Origin of the sequence: Sphingomonas sp. CFBP 13603 (assembly GCF_014892665.1) — a bacterium.
Taxonomy (GTDB): Bacteria; Pseudomonadota; Alphaproteobacteria; order Sphingomonadales; family Sphingomonadaceae; genus Sphingomonas.
This window is the reverse complement of record NZ_JADBIA010000001.1, coordinates 579,660-596,614: the sequence shown is the minus strand read 5'-3', so window position 1 is coordinate 596,614 and position 16,955 is coordinate 579,660. Positions and strand designations below refer to the sequence as shown.

At 67.2% G+C, this 16,955-nt stretch carries 13 protein-coding genes; 9 read left to right on the top strand and 4 right to left on the bottom strand.

Translation table 11 applies throughout. From position 1 onward, the window contains the following. The 5 genes from IFR23_RS02850 to IFR23_RS02830 form a co-directional block, all read left to right on the top strand. Window positions 1–781, top strand: a 781-nt coding sequence (locus IFR23_RS02850; RefSeq protein ID WP_192974595.1) for a FecR family protein, incomplete at its 5' end; no start/stop codon positions are given. A 100-nt stretch (window positions 782–881) separates the two neighbouring features. Then, window positions 882–3,578 carry a TonB-dependent receptor gene (locus IFR23_RS02845; protein WP_244655404.1) on the top strand — a complete coding sequence of 899 codons (2,697 nt, stop codon included), beginning with the start codon at window positions 882–884 and terminating at the stop codon, window positions 3,576–3,578. A gap of 69 nt (window positions 3,579–3,647) precedes the next feature. After that, complete coding sequence (gene treF / locus IFR23_RS02840) at window positions 3,648–5,222, top strand: alpha,alpha-trehalase TreF (protein ID WP_192974651.1); 1,575 nt, start codon at window positions 3,648–3,650, stop codon at window positions 5,220–5,222. A 71-nt stretch (window positions 5,223–5,293) separates the two neighbouring features. Beyond that, window positions 5,294–6,178, top strand: a complete 885-nt coding sequence (locus IFR23_RS02835) for an exonuclease domain-containing protein (RefSeq protein ID WP_244655403.1) — start codon at window positions 5,294–5,296, stop codon at window positions 6,176–6,178. 101 nt (window positions 6,179–6,279) lie between these two features. Continuing rightward, window positions 6,280–7,851 (top strand): carboxylesterase family protein, encoded by a 1,572-nt coding sequence (locus tag IFR23_RS02830; protein ID WP_197978237.1) that lies wholly within the window; start codon window positions 6,280–6,282, stop codon window positions 7,849–7,851. 2 nt (window positions 7,852–7,853) lie between these two features. Here IFR23_RS02830 and IFR23_RS02825 read toward each other — a convergent pair whose 3' ends face one another. After that, window positions 7,854–8,966 (bottom strand): lactonase family protein, encoded by a 1,113-nt coding sequence (locus tag IFR23_RS02825; RefSeq protein ID WP_192974594.1) that lies wholly within the window; start codon window positions 8,964–8,966, stop codon window positions 7,854–7,856. 67 nt (window positions 8,967–9,033) lie between these two features. After that, entirely contained in the window at window positions 9,034–12,069 is a 3,036-nt protein-coding gene (locus tag IFR23_RS02820) for a glycosyl hydrolase family 28-related protein (RefSeq protein WP_192974593.1), read from the bottom strand. Between the two features lie 170 nt (window positions 12,070–12,239). On the opposite strand from IFR23_RS02820, the gene IFR23_RS02815 reads away from it, so the two are divergent. The 4 genes from IFR23_RS02815 to IFR23_RS02800 all read left to right on the top strand — a co-directional run bounded on the left by IFR23_RS02815 (window position 12,240) and on the right by IFR23_RS02800 (window position 15,379). Further along, window positions 12,240–12,836, top strand: coding sequence for a gluconokinase (locus IFR23_RS02815; protein WP_446740880.1), 597 nt, complete (start codon window positions 12,240–12,242; stop codon window positions 12,834–12,836). A gap of 70 nt (window positions 12,837–12,906) precedes the next feature. Further along, window positions 12,907–13,791, top strand: a complete 885-nt coding sequence (locus IFR23_RS02810) for an alpha/beta hydrolase (protein ID WP_192974592.1) — start codon at window positions 12,907–12,909, stop codon at window positions 13,789–13,791. Continuing rightward, window positions 13,791–14,888, top strand: coding sequence for a Gfo/Idh/MocA family protein (locus tag IFR23_RS02805; RefSeq protein WP_192974591.1), 1,098 nt, complete (start codon window positions 13,791–13,793; stop codon window positions 14,886–14,888). Before IFR23_RS02810 ends, IFR23_RS02805 begins: the two co-directional genes overlap by 1 nt. Continuing rightward, a complete protein-coding gene (locus tag IFR23_RS02800; protein WP_192974590.1) occupies window positions 14,888–15,379 on the top strand; it encodes a cupin domain-containing protein in 492 nt (163 codons plus the stop codon). Before IFR23_RS02805 ends, IFR23_RS02800 begins: the two co-directional genes overlap by 1 nt. On the opposite strand, the gene IFR23_RS02795 is transcribed toward IFR23_RS02800, so the two are convergent. Together IFR23_RS02795 and IFR23_RS02790 are read right to left on the bottom strand one after the other, a co-directional pair. Next, entirely contained in the window at window positions 15,358–16,299 is a 942-nt protein-coding gene (locus IFR23_RS02795) for a DUF979 domain-containing protein (RefSeq protein ID WP_192974589.1), read from the bottom strand. The genes IFR23_RS02800 and IFR23_RS02795 overlap by 22 nt on opposite strands. Next, window positions 16,296–16,949 carry a DUF969 domain-containing protein gene (locus tag IFR23_RS02790; RefSeq protein WP_192974588.1) on the bottom strand — a complete coding sequence of 218 codons (654 nt, stop codon included), beginning with the start codon at window positions 16,947–16,949 and terminating at the stop codon, window positions 16,296–16,298. Before IFR23_RS02790 ends, IFR23_RS02795 begins: the two co-directional genes overlap by 4 nt. Window positions 16,950–16,955 lie beyond the last annotated feature (6 nt).

The window sequence follows — 16,955 nt, the reverse complement described above, 5'->3', positions numbered from 1 at the left end:
GGTGGCGCGAGCGGCGCTGGGTCGCGCGCCGCGACGGGTCGCGCCGTGGATGCTGGCCGCGGCCGCCTGCGCCGCAGTGGTCGCGCCGTTGACGCTCTGGCGCTTCGCAGACGATGCGCCCGCAGTGCGGATCGCCGAGGCTCCAGTGTATCGGACGGCAACCGGCCAGCGCCTCATGGTCACGCTGGCCGATGGATCACGCCTGACGCTGGATACCGGTAGCCGGGTCCGGATGGCGTACACCGCCACCGAGCGGCGTCTGGTGCTGGAACGCGGACAGGCGCTGTTCGAGGTCGCGAAGCACCAGCGCCGCCCGTTCGTCGTGACCGCCGGTGCGCAGTCGGTCACCGCGCACGGCACCGCGTTCGACGTGCGGCTCGATCCGCATGCGGTGCAGGTCGCGCTGGTCGAGGGGCTGGTCAGCGTCGCCACCAACGGCGTGCACGGCAAGCCCGTCGCGATGGTACCGGACGACGTCCTCACCGCGTCGGCCGGGGGCGTATCGGTGCAACACATACCCGGTCGTGCGCTCGCGCTGTCGAGCTGGAGCGAAGGCCGGCTCGTGTTCGAGGACGAGACGTTGCGCCAGGCGGTCGCGGAGATGAACCGCTACGGTGCCCCGCAGATCGCGATCACCGACGCAGAGGCGGGCCGGTTGCGGATCAGCGGTGCGTTCCGGACGGGCGAGGTGCAGCCGTTCCTCGATGCGCTCGAAATGGGCTTTCCGGTCACGGTCGACCGGCACGCGAACGGCGGCATAACGATAGCCTCGAAAAAATAATCGACCCGACGGTATAAACGCGGTTCGGGTTTTTCGAACGCCCGCGTCTTTACCCTTGGATCGACCCCGGAAGAGGGATCGCACGAACAGGGAGGATTGCATGACATCCACAGGCAGGACCGTGCTGTTGCGCGGCATGACGATGACCGCTTTGGCACTCACCGCAGGCGGTATCCCGATCGGCGTGACCGCACAGGCTGCGGTCGGCGTGCGGATCGCGCGGCAGGACATGAGCACCGCGTTGCTCGCCTTCTCGCGCCAGAGCGGCAAGCAGATCCTGTTCTCCCCCAACCTCGTCCGTGGCAAGACCGCGCGTGCGGTCACCGGCCGAATGGACGTCGGCGATGCGCTGACCACGATCCTGAAGGGCTCGGGGCTCGGTCACCGCCTGACGCCGAGCGGCGCGTATCTGATCGTCGATGCGCAGGATCGGGCGGCCGGCACGACGCCGGCGGCGGTACAGGTCGCTCCGGCTCAGGCGCCCGCCGACCAGCCTGCCGCACAGGCTCCCGAGGAACCTGCCCCGGATATCGTCGTGATCGGCACCGCGGGCGCAGGCACGCGTCGGCAGGATGCGGCGTTCGCGGTCACCACGATCGACAGCACCATGGCGCAGCGGCTCGGCACCGCCAGCACCGCCGAAGTCCTCCGCGCGGTACCGGGCGTCAGTACCGAAAGCTCGGGCGGCAAAACCGGCGCGAACATCTTCGTGCGTGGTTATCCGTCGGGTGGCGATGCGGAATACGTCACCTTCCAGACGCAGGGCGTGCCGTTCTTCCCGCCGCCGACGCTGTCGTTCCTGGAGAACACGCAGTTGATCCGCATCGACGAGACGATCCAGCGGGTCGAGGCGGTACGTGGCGGCACCGGTGCCTTGTTCTCGAACGGCCAGCCCGGCCTGACGGTCAACCTCGTCCAGCGCGAGGGTAAGCAGACGCCGGCCGGGTTGCTCAAGCTCAGCGGCACCGATTTCGGCGAGTTCCGCGTCGACAGCTATGTCTCCGGCCCGATCGACGACAGCACGACCTACATGCTCGGCGGGTATTACTCGACCTCGCGCGGCATTCGCGACGCGCAGTTCGAGGCGGAGCGCGGCGGCCAGATCACCGGCAACATCCGGCATGATTTCGACAAGGGCTCGATCCTGCTGTTCGGTCGCTATCTCGACGATCGCGGCCAGTGGCTGCTGCCGATCCCGGTAGTGCAGGACGGCGACAAGATCCGTGAATATGCCGGGTTCGATGCCGGCACCGGGACGCTGGTGGGGCGCGACACGCGGATCGGCGTGCGCAACGACGGCAGCCGGGTCGATCTGGCCGACGGCCGCAGCGCGAAGATCTATAATCTTGGCGGCAATTTCGACTATGAACTCGGCAGCGGAATCACGGTGCGCGATCGCGGCAGCTGGATGGAGGGCGATGCCGATACGATCGGTCTCGTCCCCGGCGGTACCCCGCCGATCACCGCCGCCGCCTATGCCGCCGGTCGGGGCGGAACGATCGGGTCGCTAACGTTCGCGACCGGCGGTGCTGCGGCCTCACCCAACCAGGCGGTCGTCGAGGCCGGGCTCTGGAGCGTCGAGAAGCACATCCAAGCGTTCGTCAACGATTTCGCGCTGGAGTGGAAGTCGGGCAGCAACACGCTGACCGGCGGCGTCTATTACACGCGCTACAAGTCGCGTGATCGGTGGAACCTCGGCAACAGTATGCTGCTGACCGCGGAACCCAATGCGCGCCGGCTCAACCTGACGCTGGCGGACGGCCGGATCGTCACGCGCGACGGCTTTTCGGGCGGCTCGACGTTCAAGGTCAACGCGCGCTACACCGGTGAGGACGTTGCAGGCTATGCGGTCGACGAACTGCAGATCACGGACAAGCTGCGCGTCGATGGCGGCGTGCGCTGGCAGCACCACTCGGTAGATGGCACGCTCGAGAACCTCGCGGGCACGGTGCCGGCGGCGGGCGCGGACGGCAATCCGCTGACGCTGTACGACAATGGCGACGCGCAGTTGAACGGCACCTTCCGGACGATCCGCTATCGCGGCGACGCCTGGTCGTGGACCGGTGGCGTCAATTACGACCTGACCCGCCAAATCGGCGCATTCGTCCGCTACAGCCGCGGCAACAGCTTCCCGTTCTTCGACAATCTGCGCGACGGCATCGACGTCGCGCCGCAGGTCGACAGCTATGAGGGCGGCGTGAAGGTGTCGACCGGGATCGCAAACCTGTACGCGACGGTGTTCCACAACACCTTCGACGGACTTGCGACGACGGTCATCACCAGCGGTGCACCGATCGCGTCGGTCGGCGGCGCCAAGGCGACCGGTGTCGAGTTCGAAGGCCAGTTGCGCCCGTTCGGCGGGTTCACGCTGAGCGGCTCGGCGACCTATCTCGACGCCAAGTACCGCGACTTCTTCACCGATGGCGGCCGGACCGACCTGACCGGCAACCGGGTTCAGCGCCAGCCGAAATGGCAGTGGCGCGTGACCCCCGCCTATGATCTGGAGCTTGGCGGCGATGCGAAGGCGGGCGTGTATGCGACGGTCGGCTATGTCGGCGACCGCTTCTCCGACGTCCAGAACGCGCAGGTCCTGCCGAGCTATTACAAGCTCGATGCGGGCGTCACGCTCGACGTCACCCGGCAGATCCAGTTCCAGGTGATCGGCGACAATCTGACCGACGAGATCGGGCTGACCGAGGGCAATCCGCGTACGCTCGGATCGCAGGGCAGCGGCACGATTTTGGCACGGCCGATCGTCGGTAGGTCGATCCGGTTCGCCGCCGCGTTCAAGTTTTGATAAGGGCTTAGGCGATCGATCCCGCCACATCGGCGGGATCGATCGCTCTACCGGGATGGTCGCGACGTGATGAAAACCCTTTGCCGTTTTGCCGCTCTGGCCTCGGTCGCCGCGATGGCACCAGCGCAGACTGCCCCCTCCCCCATAGCGGTCCAGTCTCCGGCCGACGTTTACGGGCCGCTGTTTCGGGCCGTCCAGCAGGGCCATGTATTTGCGGACGGCAAGACGTTCGTCGACGCCGTCCCCAAGCGTGCCGCCGAGGCGATCATGGCGGACTACGCCCGGGCAAAACCCGCCGGCCCGGCACTGAAAGCATTCGTGCTCGCCAATTTCGTCGTGCCCGGCGAGAATGCTCGCGGCTCGGGCGATCTCAGGACGCATGTCCGCACGCTCTGGCCGCAGCTCGTGCGCCAGCCGGTCGCGCCGGTCGCAGGCAGCTCCGCGCTGCCGCTCCCTGCCCCCTATGTCGTGCCAGGCGGGCGTTTTCGCGAAATCTATTACTGGGACAGCTATTTCACGATGCTCGGGCTGAAGGTCGATGGCCAACAGCCGCTCGTCGAATCGATGCTCGACGATTTCACCAGCTTGATCGAGCGGTACGGCCATATCCCGAACGGGACGCGGACCTATTATCTCAGCCGGTCGCAGCCGCCTTATTATGCGCTGATGCTCGATCTCTCGACCAACACCGATCCCGCGGTGGCGAAGCGTCGGCTGGCGGCACTGCGCGCCGAGCACGCCTTCTGGATGAAGGGCACGACGTGCCTGACCGGGAAGCCCGCCTGCCTCCGCGTGGTGCGGATGCCGGACGGGAGCATGCTGAACCGCTATTACGACGACCGCGATACGCCGCGTGACGAATCCTATGCCGAGGACGTCGAGACCGCGGCGAAGGCAGCACCCCGCCCCGCCGCCGACACACAGCGCAACCTGCGTGCGGGTGCGGAGAGCGGGTGGGACTTCAGTTCGCGTTGGCTCCGCGATCCACAGTCGCTCTCGACGGTCCACACCACCGACATCGTGCCCGTCGATCTCAACAGCCTGCTGTGGGCGATGGAACGCCGCATCGCCGAGCGCTGCCAAACTGTTGGGGACGCGCCGTGCGCCACCACGTTCATGACGCTCGCGGCGAAGCGCAAGACTGCAATAGACCGCTACCTCTGGCAAGCCACCACCGCGCGCTACGCCGACTGGGACCTGTCGACGCGCAAGCCCACCGCCAGCATCAACGCCGCCATGCTCCACCCGCTGTTCGTCGGACTTGCCTCGCCGGTGCAGGCGAAAGCGGTGGCCGCGACAGTGCGCAAGTCGCTGGTGGCGGAGGGTGGCCTGCGGACGACGACTCTGAACACTGGACAGCAATGGGACGAACCCAATGGCTGGGCGCCGCTGCAATGGGTGGCGATTGCCGGGCTGGAGCGGAATGGCGAACCGGCGCTCGCCAAGGACATCGCCAAACGCTGGCTCGGAACGGTCGGCGCGGCCTATGCCGAAACCGGCAAGATGCTCGAGAAATACAATATCGAGCAACGAACCCCCGGCGGCGGCGGTGAATATCCGGTGCAGGACGGCTTCGGGTGGACCAACGGCGTGACCAGCGCCATCCTCGACCGCTATCCCGACCTGGCGCAGAAGGCGAAGTAGGGCCTGAACCCAAGCGAACGTTCCGGCGGCAATGGTTGCTTACGGCACCCGGCGCCACATATGGACGTGCAATGCTCGACCCAGCGCCCGCCGCCCAGACCGACGTCGCCAATATGCTCACACCCGATTTCGTCGTCATCGACGTCGAGACGGCATGCTCGCGCGTCAGCAGCATCTGCCAGGTCGGGATCGTCGGGTTTCGCGACGGCCGCGAAATCTTTGAATACGAGACGCTGGTCGATCCGCGCGACGAGTTCAACGTGTTCAACACCCGGATCCACGGGATCACCGAACAGCACGTCACGGGCAAACCGTGCTTCGGCGACATCCACGGCATCGTCGATGGTCATTTGTCAGGGCGGACGACGGTGGCGCATTCCTATTTCGACAAGGGCGCGCTCGCCGCGGCGTGCCGCATCCATGACCGCCCCGCGATCAAGACGGTCTGGCTCGACAGCGTCCGCGTCGCGCAGCGCGCCTGGCCCGAGCTGGCGAGCCACCGGCTGGGCGGCCTCGCGCAATATCTCGGGATCGCGCACAAGCATCACGACGCGCTGAGCGATGCGCGCGCCGCCGGCTGGGTGATCGTCAAGGCGATCGACCATACCGGTATCGCGCTCGACGAATGGCTGAAGCCACCGCGGAAGCCCGGCTCTGCCCCGCGCCCCGCTCCCACCGGACCGCTTGGCGGCGAACGTATCGCGATCCTTGGTGAGCCTCGCGATGGGAGGCTTGCGTGCGCGATTGCCGCGCTTGGCGGAAGGATCGTATCGGCGGTCGGCAACACGACGACGATGCTTGTCATCACCGGGCGTGCGCCGTTCAGCTACTCGGTGCGCAACAGCAGCGCGTATCGCCGGGCGGAGCAGTATCGGCGGCTCGGCGGAACGATCCGCGTGGTCTCCGAAGTCGAGCTCGATCTGCCGGCTATCGCGGCCAGCTTTACGGCAGCCTGAGCAGGCGGGTGCTGCCGGCGATATGAAGGAATAGCGACCGACCGTCTTGGCAAACGCTGGGTCGGGTGCGACCATCGTCCCAAACGATAGCGGAGGGCGATGTGCGGTTGGCGACTTGGGGGATGACGGTCGGCTTGCTGGCCGCACCGGCGACGGCGCAACGCGTGCAAGTCGAGAGCGGCGCGCTCGAAGGCACGCACGTCTCGACCACAGCGAGGCCGGTCGATGCATATCTCGGCATACCCTATGCGGCGGCACCGATCGGCCCGTTGCGGTGGCAGCCACCGCGGCCGGCCGCGCAATGGACCGGTATGCGCAAGGCGGATCGGTTCGGTCCGCGCTGCATGCAGCAACCGCTGTTCGCCGACATGAAGTTCCGTTCGCCGGGTATCAGCGAGGACTGCCTGACGCTCAACGTCTGGACGCCGGCGAGCGTGAAACCTGGCGCGCGGCTACCCGTGCTGTTCTACATCCACGGCGGCGGCGCGATCGCAGGTGACGGGTCGGAACTGCGCTATGACGGCGCGGCGATGGCGCAGAAGGGCATCGTCGTCGTGACGATCAACTACCGGCTGGGCGCGTTCGGGTTCCTCGCCACCAGCGCGCTGGCGGCGGAATCACCGACACATTCCGCGGGCAATTACGGCCTGCTCGATCAGGCTGCGGCGCTGGCCTGGGTCCGGCGCAACGCCGCCGCGTTCGGGGGCGATCCCGCGCGGATCACGATCGGCGGGGAGAGCGCGGGATCGATGTCGGTCAGCGTGCTGATGACCTCGCCACTCACTCGCACGCAGTTCGCAGGAGCAATCGGCGAGAGCGGCGGCGTGCTGCCGCCGACCTTCCGCCCCAAGCCCCTCGCGGTGGCGACGAAGGATGGCGATGCGTTCGCGGTGGCGGCGGGGGCGCCATCGCTCGACGCACTTCGGGCGATGCCGGCCGAGGCTTTGCTTGCTGCGCAGGGGACGCAGCGGTTCCGCGCGGACTTCATCGTCGACGGGCAGTTCCTGACCGAGCCGTCGATCGACACCTACACGGCCGGGCGCGCGGCGCGTGTGCCGTTGCTGGTCGGTGCAAACTCGCAGGAGGGAAGCTGGACGAGCATCCTTGCCGGGCAACCGCCGACGGTGGCGAATTACCGTGCGGGCGTCGCGAAGCTCTTTACCGATCCGGATGCGCTGCTCGCCTTGTACCCGGCGAAGACTGATGCCGACGTGCCCATCGCGGCGACCGAGCTGGCGAGCGATGCGTTTCTCGGCGCGTCGACGTGGCAGTGGTTCGACCTGCACCGCCGGACGCGCCAGCCAACCTATTATTATCATTTCGCGCATCCCCGCCCCGTCGCGCTGCCGCCGCTGACCAACCCGGACGTGCCGCCGATCGGGGCGGTGCACAGCGCGGAGATCGAATACGCGCTGGGCAACCTCGATACGAACCCGGCCTATACGTGGACGGCGGACGATCGCCGGATCTCGACGGTGTTCCAGGGGTATTTCGCCGCGTTCATCAAGACCGGCAACCCGAACGCTGCCGGGCTGCCGAACTGGTCGCCTGCACCGCCCGCGGGGGGCGTCATTCCGCGCCAGATCATCGACGTGCAGACGCGTTCGGAACCGCTCGTCGAGCAGGCACGCTATGTCGCGGCGACACCGTTGCTAGAACGGCGGGTGCCCTGAAGCTAGATTTGGCCGACGAAGACCACACCGGGCACCGAGAGCGTATGTCCGGTTGCGGTCAGTCGGCCATCGGGTTCGATCCGGAATATCGCCAGCGTGCCGGACCGCTCGTTGCCGACGAGAACACGGCGCTGCGCTTCGAGAACCAGCAGGAAGCGCGGCCACTTGCCGCCGCTGGGGATATGCTGGACCGGGCTCGGCACGCCTGACGCGTCGAGCGCGAAGACGGCGACGCTGTCATGGCCGCGGTTCGAGACGTAGAGCCGCCGCCCGGCCTGGTCGATCGCGATATGCGCGGCCTGCGACGCGCCCTCGTACCCGCTCGGCAGTGTCGAGACCGTGTGGCGGGTCGCGAAACTGCCATCTGCGCGGGCGTCGAGCATGGTGACCGTGTTGGACAGCTCGCATACGACGTAGGCGAGTGGACGGCGTGGATGGTGGACGAGATGGCGCGGCCCCGCGCCCGGCGGCGCATGCCATGCCGCGACCGGCTCGGCCAGCGAGCGCGCACGTGGATCGAAGCGATAGGCGAAGATCGTGTCCGTCCCCAGGTCGACCGAATGCAGCCATCGGCGATCCGGGCTGAAGCCGACCCAATGGGCGTGCGGCGCCTCCTGCCGGGCCTTGTTCGGGCCATGCCCCGTGTGGCGGAACACGACCGGCTCGCCTGGCACGCCGGTGCGCGCGTCGAGGCGGTGGAACGCAACGCTGCCGCTCGAATAATTGGCGACCGCGAGGCAGGCACTGGCGCGGTCGATCGCGACGTAACACGGGTCGGCGCCTGCCGTAGTGGCGGTGCCGCGGTGGGCCCAGTCCGGCGCGTAGGCAGCGATTTCGCCCGCGGCCTTCTCGCGGACGAAGTAATACGCACCGTCAGGGCCACCATCGATACCGAACGACGCGTCGTCGATCCCCGATACCGGCGCACCGACTTGCCACGCGTCGCGATCCGGGTCGAACGAGATCGGATATACGCCCTTGCCGCCTTCGCGTGCGTAGGTGCCGGCGATCAGCCGTACCCGGCGCTTGCCGCCGCCGGCCGCGACCGCGGGGAAGGCGATCGTGGCCGCCATTGCGGTCAGGGCCGACCGTCGTGTCGTGGTCCAGTCGGTCATGCCCGTTCCTTTGCAGCTATCGGCGCGTGTTATGCGTCAGCGGTGCCGCCGAGGCAACGAACGCCGCTCAGGTTTCGACCGCGTAGAGCGCGTGGTGCGTCAGGATGAACAGCGTCCGCCCATTCGCGCCGCCGAAGATCAGTTGCAGCGGGCGTTCGGGGACGTCGATCCGTCCGGACTCGCGTCCATCCAGGTCGTGGACGAACACCTGGCCGTTCGCGAGGTAGACACGGCCGTCAGGTCCGACCGCGACGCTCTCGCCGCCGCGATTGGCGAACGGCTTCAGATCGGTGACGCTGCCGCCGGCGCCGACCAGCCCGCTATACGTCTTGGCTTCGGAGCCATTGCTGACGAACACGCGCTCGCCGATCTTGGCGTTCACGAAGCCGTAGGTGTCGAGTGCGTCCGAGAAGCGCCAGCCGAGGTGGCTGGGTGGCCCCTGCTGGACGGTGCGATACGCGGGCAGGACCAGCGAGCCGTCTGGCGAGACATATTCGCGCGGCTTGGGCACCGCCATGTCGCGCGCGAACATCTCGCCGAGCGTCGTGAACTGGTAGGTCGCCGGATCGATCTGATCCTTGAACTCGCCATTCACCCAGAAATTGCCGGGTAGCGCGACGCGCGCATCGCGGTGCGGAGCGACCGGTGTCGGGGGGATCACGGCGATGCTGCCGGGATCACCGGGCTTGATGGTGTAGACGGTTCCTGCCGCGCCATCGGACGACAGCACCATGAGGTTACCCGAGCGATCGACCGCGAGATTGACCGGATCGACGGGTGCGTCGGCGGCGACCGACAGCCCCTCGCCCGCCGTCCAGCCATAGATGCGGTGCGTATGGTGCTCGGCGAAGTAGAGCTTGCCCTTCGCATCAACCGCCGCGCCCGCGATCGAGTAGAACCCGTCTTCCAGCTTGCGAACGGCCGGGCCAGTGGTCGTCGCGACCGGCGTGACGCCCCACTTCACGTCCAGCACCGCGAACTCGCGTTCGCGCACCTCCGCTCCGGAGGGCATGTCCTGGATCGCGTTCTCGTACGGGAACTTGCTTGCGCGCAGGTCGGTGCCGCAGCCCTCCGCATCGCAGAACGCCAGCCCGCTCTCGCCGTTCACATGCACGTTGCGGAAGCGAATATCGTCCGAATTGTAGATCCGCACCGCCGATGGCGCCGGCTGGAGCGACCGCGTCACGCGGTAGGCGTGATAGTTGGCGAACAGGATGTTGCTCGAATTGCGGACCTCGAGCGACAGCGCAGTGCGGCTCTCGCCCGCCTCTTCCTCGGTCTGCGGCGCGAGGAACTCCCAGTTCCTGACGCCGTCCAGGACGATCTCGGCGCGCGCGTGATGCTCGGCGGACATCTCGTACACATGGCCCGGCGTGCTAGTGTTCGAGACATGGAGGCCGGCGGCGGCGAAGGTGTTGGGGGTCCAGAGGTTGTTGAACGTGCCGCCGCCGCCATCGGTGACCGACAGGCTCGCATATTGCCCGTCCCAGCGCTTGCGCGGATCGGTGTCGCCGGTGTGGTCGGCATTGTACGGATCGATCCGACTGCCATCGGCGCGGCTGGTACCATGACCGCCGTGGAAGCGGACGTCGTCGACCAGCGAGTCCGCGCCGGCCTTCCACAGCAGCGCAGTCGCGCGCGGGTTGATGCCGCCGGTGGTCAGGCCGATGCCGGAGACGATCGCGGCGCCACCCTTCGCGCTTTCGATCAGCCCCTTGGCGGCACCGATGCCGCGGAACGCCGGCGTGTCGTCGGCGAGCACGATCTGTGTCATGTCCGGGTGCAGGCCGATCAGTACCGTGTCGGGCCGCAGCTTCAGCGTATCGGAAACGCGGTAGAAGCCGGTCGGGAAATAGACCACGCGGTGCGTGTCGATCGCGTGCTGGATCGCTGCGGTATCGTCGGTTGCGTCGTCGCCCTTTGCGCCCGCGCTCCGCACGCCGAACCACTGCGCGACGGGCGGCAGCGAACGGATCGCGGGCGGTGTCCGCTTGGGCATTGCCGATATTCGCGCGGCATCGACGCGCGTCTCGTACTTGCCGGTCGCGCCGAGCCCCGGCAGCGTCAGGCCATAGCTGAACGCCTTTACCCGGTATCGCGCGCCCTGCCCCGCCACGGTCTTCCCGCTGTCCCGGAACCGCGCGAAGATCGGCACGGCGCTGGCGGTGGCGTCCTGGAAGCCGATCTGCGTGTAGACATTGTCCTCATTGCTGATGACGACGGCGGCGTCCGAGACGTTCTCGAACCGCACGTCGCGGCCCCATAGCCAGTCGCCATAGCCGCGGTCGATCTCGATCCCGACGGGGACGTTGCGGATGCTGGTGTTGACGAGTGTCAGCCCTGCCTCGTGCTCGCGGATCGCGGCGTCGCGCTGGCCCTCGAACGACGAATCCAGCAAGGTGTACTGCCATGCGGGCGAGGTCTTCTCGCTGAGGATGCCGTAGCGCCCACCGAAGAAGCGCAGGTCCTGCCCGACATTGCCGACCTGGTAGATACCGGCGAGTCCGGAGCCGATGTGGAAGTCGACATGGCTCAGATATGCGTGCTGCGCCAAGTGGAACCGGACGGCGGTCGCCGCAGGATTGCCGTCGCCGATTTCGAAATCGACGTTGCTGAGCGCGGAATAGAACGTCCCCGAATTGGCGTCGGCGATGGTGGCATCGAACGCTACGCTGGTCGGCGGTGGCACCGGTACCTTTGGCGGTGCGGCGCGGCTGTCGGCCCGCGAACCGGTGAAGAACAGCATGTTCGCCACGCCGGTCTGGAATCCGGGGGTCGCCGCGCCGAGCGTGATGACGGGGCGCGTCTTGCCCGTGCCGAACACGCGCACGCCCGGCCAGACGAAGATCGTCCGCGAGATGCGGTAGCGGCCGGCGGGCAGGAAGACGATGCCCTCTCCACCTTTCGCGCTCGCCGCGCTGTCGATCGCGGCCTGGATCGCGGCGGTATCGTCGGTCCGGCCGTCACCGCGGCCGCGAACCGTCACCGCGCGTGGATCTGCCGGTGCGGTGAGAAATACCGATCGAGAGGGAGAGGCCGAACGGGGTGCCGCAAACGCTGGAACGGTCGTCCCCAGAAGCGCGATCGCTAGTGTCAGTTTCACAGGCTCACCCGAGATTGTTGTGGGACGCACCGGACGATGTCCGCCAGTCTGCACCGCAGGTAGTGGCGCATGCGACCATAGGCGATCACGACCAAGGTCGTAGTAGCCGATTCCGCGTCCACGGACGATAGACGGTGACGAACCGACCGCGCGCAGCTTATGGAGAGCCAGTGCCTCCTTCCTCCGAAACGATCCCCAATCCGACCGACGCGCTACCCTATGCCATCATAGTCATGGGCGTCAGCGGCAGCGGCAAGTCGACGCTGGGTGCCGATCTTGCGCGACGTTTGCGCTGCGATTTCCTCGAAGGCGATGCCTTCCACAGTGCCGACAGCGTCGCGAAGATGCGGTCGGGCCAGCCGCTCGACGACCAGGATCGCTGGCCCTGGCTCGATAGGATCGCAGCCGGATTGCACGATGCGGCCCGGACGGATGGTACTGCGGTCGCGGCGTGTTCGGCTTTGAAACGTGTGTATCGCGATCGACTAGCCCACGCCGTCGGCATGCCGTTGCTGTTCGTATTCCTCGATACGAAGGACAGCGGCGAACTCGCCCGACGGCTGGTTCACCGTGCGGACCATTACATGCCGGCCAGCCTGCTCGCGAGCCAGCTCGATACCCTGGAAGAACTGGGTCCCGACGAGCGCGCCGTCACGCTCGATGCGGAGGACGCGCCCGATCGGCTCTGCGCCGAAGCGCTCGCGTGGATCGAACGCGAGATATCCGGCGCGACCAAGATACCCGAAGAGGCACGACGAAGGTCGTAATAGCCAAGCCGGCCGACAAGGCCGACACTCGAAGGCAGTACTCGCGCAGGAGTGCGGTCGAGGGTCGTTGATGTCGCTACGCGTTGCTTTCGCCCTCATGCTGGTCTCCGCGCCCGCCGCTGCGCAACAGGCCCCCGTCGTCTCGCTCTGGCCGAACGGCGCGCCCGGATCGGAAGCGCGCCGGACCGAAGCCGAGACGGTGAAGGACAGCTATGTCAGCAACGTCCACAACCCGACGCTGACGATCCACCGCCCCGCCCCGAGCCATGCCAACGGCGCCGCGGTGATCGTCGCGCCCGGTGGCGGTCACCGCATGCTGGTGTGGATCAACGAGGGCGAGGTGCCGGCTAAGGCGCTCAACCGCTACGGCGTCACGACGTTCGTCCTGAAATACCGCCTCGCGCGTGATGTCGGCTCATCGTACGATATCGAGCGCGACGCGGCAGCCGATCTGCGGCGGGCGGTCCGGTGGGTCCGCGCGCATGCGAGCGACTATGCGATCGATCCTGCCCGGATCGGCGTGATGGGCTTTTCGGCAGGCGGCGAACTCGTGTCGCTCGTCGCCGACAACCCCGCGCCGGCTCAGACGCCGACGGACTCGATCGACCGCGTGAGTGCACGGCCGGACTTCCAGGTGCTCGTCTATCCGGGGCCGCTCGGCACGCCGGCGAAGGCCTTCGCAAACGCGCCGCCTGCGTTCCTCATCGCGGGCTCGCTCGACCAGTGCTGCGCGACATCGGCAATGACGCTGTATTCGCAGCTTCGCAGCGCGGGTGTTTCCGCAGAACTGCATCTGTACGCGGACACCGATCGTGCGTTCAATCTGGGCACGCGATCGGAAAGGATCTCGATCCAGCATTGGCCGGATCGGTTGGCCGACTGGCTTGCCGACGGAGGCTGGCTCATTCCGCGCGGATCGGCAAAGATGCTTCCAGTTTCTCGAAGGGAACCCTGATGGAATTCGGCAGGCGTGATCTCCTGGTCGCCGCGGCAACGCTGGCCGCAACCTCGATAGGCGTGGCTCGTGCGGCCCCCGATCGCAAGCTCGGCTATGCGATCGTCGGGCTCGGCTATTACGGGTTGCAGACCATCCTGCCGCAGTTCGTCAATTGCGAGCATTCGCGCGTGACTGCACTGGTCAGCGGAGACCGGGCCAAGGCGCTCGCGACCGCGACCAAATACGGCGTGCCCGAGCGGTCGATCTATACCTATGCCGATTTCGACCGCATCCGCGACAATCCGGACGTCGACATCGTCTATGTCTGCCTGCCCAATTCGATGCATGCCGAATACACCATTCGCGCGGCGAAGGCGGGCAAGCACGTCATGTGCGAGAAGCCGATGGCGATCTCGGTCGCGGAATGCGAGGCGATGATCCGGGCGTGCAAGACCGCCGGCAAGAAGCTGATGATCGGCTATCGCTGCCATTTCGAGCCGTTCAACCTGGAGGCGATGCGGCTCGCCAAGTCCGGGGCGGCGGGCAAGATCCGCTACGTCCGTTCGGAGCATGGTTTCGTCCAGGGCGACCCGAACAAGTGGCGGCTGAAGCGCGCACTGTCCGGTGGCGGTTCGTTGATGGACATGGGCATCTACAGCCTGCAGGCCGCGCGCTACATGACCGGCGAGGAGCCGATCGCGGTCACCGCGCGCGAATCCACCGACCGTCGCGATCCGCGTTTTCGCGAGGTCGAGGACATGATCGAATGGACGCTCGAATTCCCGTCGGGCGCGATCGCCGGGTGCCAGTCGATGTACAGCGCCAACCAGAACCATATCCTGCTGATGGGCGACAAGGGGCGCATCGAGCTGGAACCGGCGACGCGCTACGATGGCAACAAGATGTGGACAGGCCGCGACGGTCGCGAGACCGCGATCACCAGCCCCCCGCCCGGCCCCGGCCAGACGCAATTCGCGGGGCAGCTCGATCATCTGGCCAAATGCATCCTCGACGGGCGCGAACCGATCGTCTCGGGCGAAGAGGGCCTGCGCGACATGCGGATCGTCGAGGCGATCTATCGGTCCGTGCGCGAAGGCCGGACGGTGAAGCTGTGATGCGGCCGTTGCTTGCGGTCGTGCTAGCTGTTGGCGCGACCTCCTCCCTGCCCGCCCAGACTGCGAGCGATCCGACGAGCTTTGCTGGATCGGCCGACGTGCGTGCGCGGATCGTTGCGCTCGAGAAGACGATGAAGCCGGGCCAGGGGTTCGCCATGGCGCCGCTCGTGCAGGCGGACGGGACGAGCGCCTCGCTCGAATATTGGAAGGCGCCGGGCAAGCCGGCGGTGCATCCGGACGAGGCCGAATATGCGACGGTGATGGCGGGTTCGGGGACGCTGGTCTCGGGCGGTACGCTGGTCGCGCCGAAGTTGCGCTTTCCCGGGCTGGTCGAAGGTGATCGGATCGAGGGTGGCACGACGCGGAAGCTCGCGGTCGGCGACGTGTTCCTGATCCCGGCGGCGACGCCGCACTGGTTTGGGATCGACGGCAGGCTGGTGATGCTTGGGACGAAGATCAGGACGTCAGGTCAGCGGAAGCCCAGCCAGTAGAGCAAGCCGATATTGACCGCGAGCAACGGCAGCGCGGTCGGTATCTGCGCGCGGATGACGGCGTTCTTGTCCTTGAGATCGAGCAACGCGGCGGGGACGAGATTGAAGTTCGCCGCCATCGGCGTCATCAGCGTGCCGCAGAACCCGCTGAGCATGCCGATCGCCGCGACCACCGCGGGATCGCCGCCGTAATGGCGCACGAGCAGCGGGATGCCGATCGCTGCGGCCATCACCGGGAACGCCGCGAAGGCGTTGCCCATGATCATCGTGAACAGCGCCATGCCGAGCGTATAGGCGAGCACCGCGCCGATCAGGCTGCCCTCCGGGATCGCGTGGCCGGCGAGGCCGCCGACGACGCCGCCGACACCGGCCAGCGCGAACACGGCGCCGAGGCTCGCCAGCATCTGGGGGAGCACGGCCGCCCAGCCGATCGCATCCATCAGCCTGACACCCTCGGCAAGCGGCGTGGCGACGCGGGGGCGGAACCAGAGTTGCATCGCGACCAGCGCGATCAGGACGCCGCAGGTCAGCGCGACGAGCGTTGCTTGCTTCGGGTCGACGAGGCTCGGGACTGCGCGGAACAGGACGGTTCCGCCGAGTGCTGCGGCCGGGATGATCAGTGCGGGGAGGAATATCCGGTTGCCGAGCCGGGTGGCTTCGGCACGCCGTTCGTCGAGCGAGGTGGTGGCCCGCCCGCCCCGTCCCATCGCACCCGAACCGGCGATCGCAACGAGGGCCAAGACGAGAATACCGTTACCGACATCACCGAGCTTTTCGCCAAGCAGGAAGCTGATCGCCAGCGCCGCGTAGAACGCTGCGTTGCCGAAGCGCTTCGGGTTGGTGCGGTCGGTTGCGCTCAGGACTGCGAACGCCGCGAACATCAGGCCGGCGACGCCGTAGATGAAGCCGGTACCGATCATCGCACGCGTGCCAATCGGCGGTCGAGCAGCCAGAGGCGAAAGCCGTGGATCAGGAATGCGGCAATCGCGGTCGGGATCGCCCACATCGAGAGGTGTAGCGGCTGAATGACGATGCCGTACCCTTCGAGGACCCCCTTCATCAGCAGGATCGAGCCAATCGCGATGAAGATATCCTCGCCGAAGAAGAGCCCGATATTGTCTGTCGCGGCGGCCATCGCGGGAATGCGGTCGCCACCGGGCGCGACGCCCTGCGCTTCGGCAGCGGCTTCGGCCATTGGCGCGACCAGCGGCCGGACGCTCTGCGCCGGGCCCGCGATCGAGGTCAGGCCGAGCGCTGCAGTGAGTTGGCGGAATAGTAGGTAGCCGGTGAGGAAACGCCCCACGGTCGCCCCCTTGAGCTTGCCGATGGCTAGTCTCGCGCGTTCCTGGAGACCGTGGCGTTCGAGCATCCCGATAACCGGGAGGACGATGTAGATCACGGTGACGTAGCGGTTCTCGTTGAACGCCTTCCCGAACGCGGCAAGGATCGCTAGCGGGGCGAGTCCAGCGGCGAGGCCGGTGACGAGCGCGGAGACGGCGACGACGAGCAGCGGATTGAACCGGAGCAGGAAGCCCGCGACGATCACCGCGATGCCGCAAAGGACCAGCATCGACGC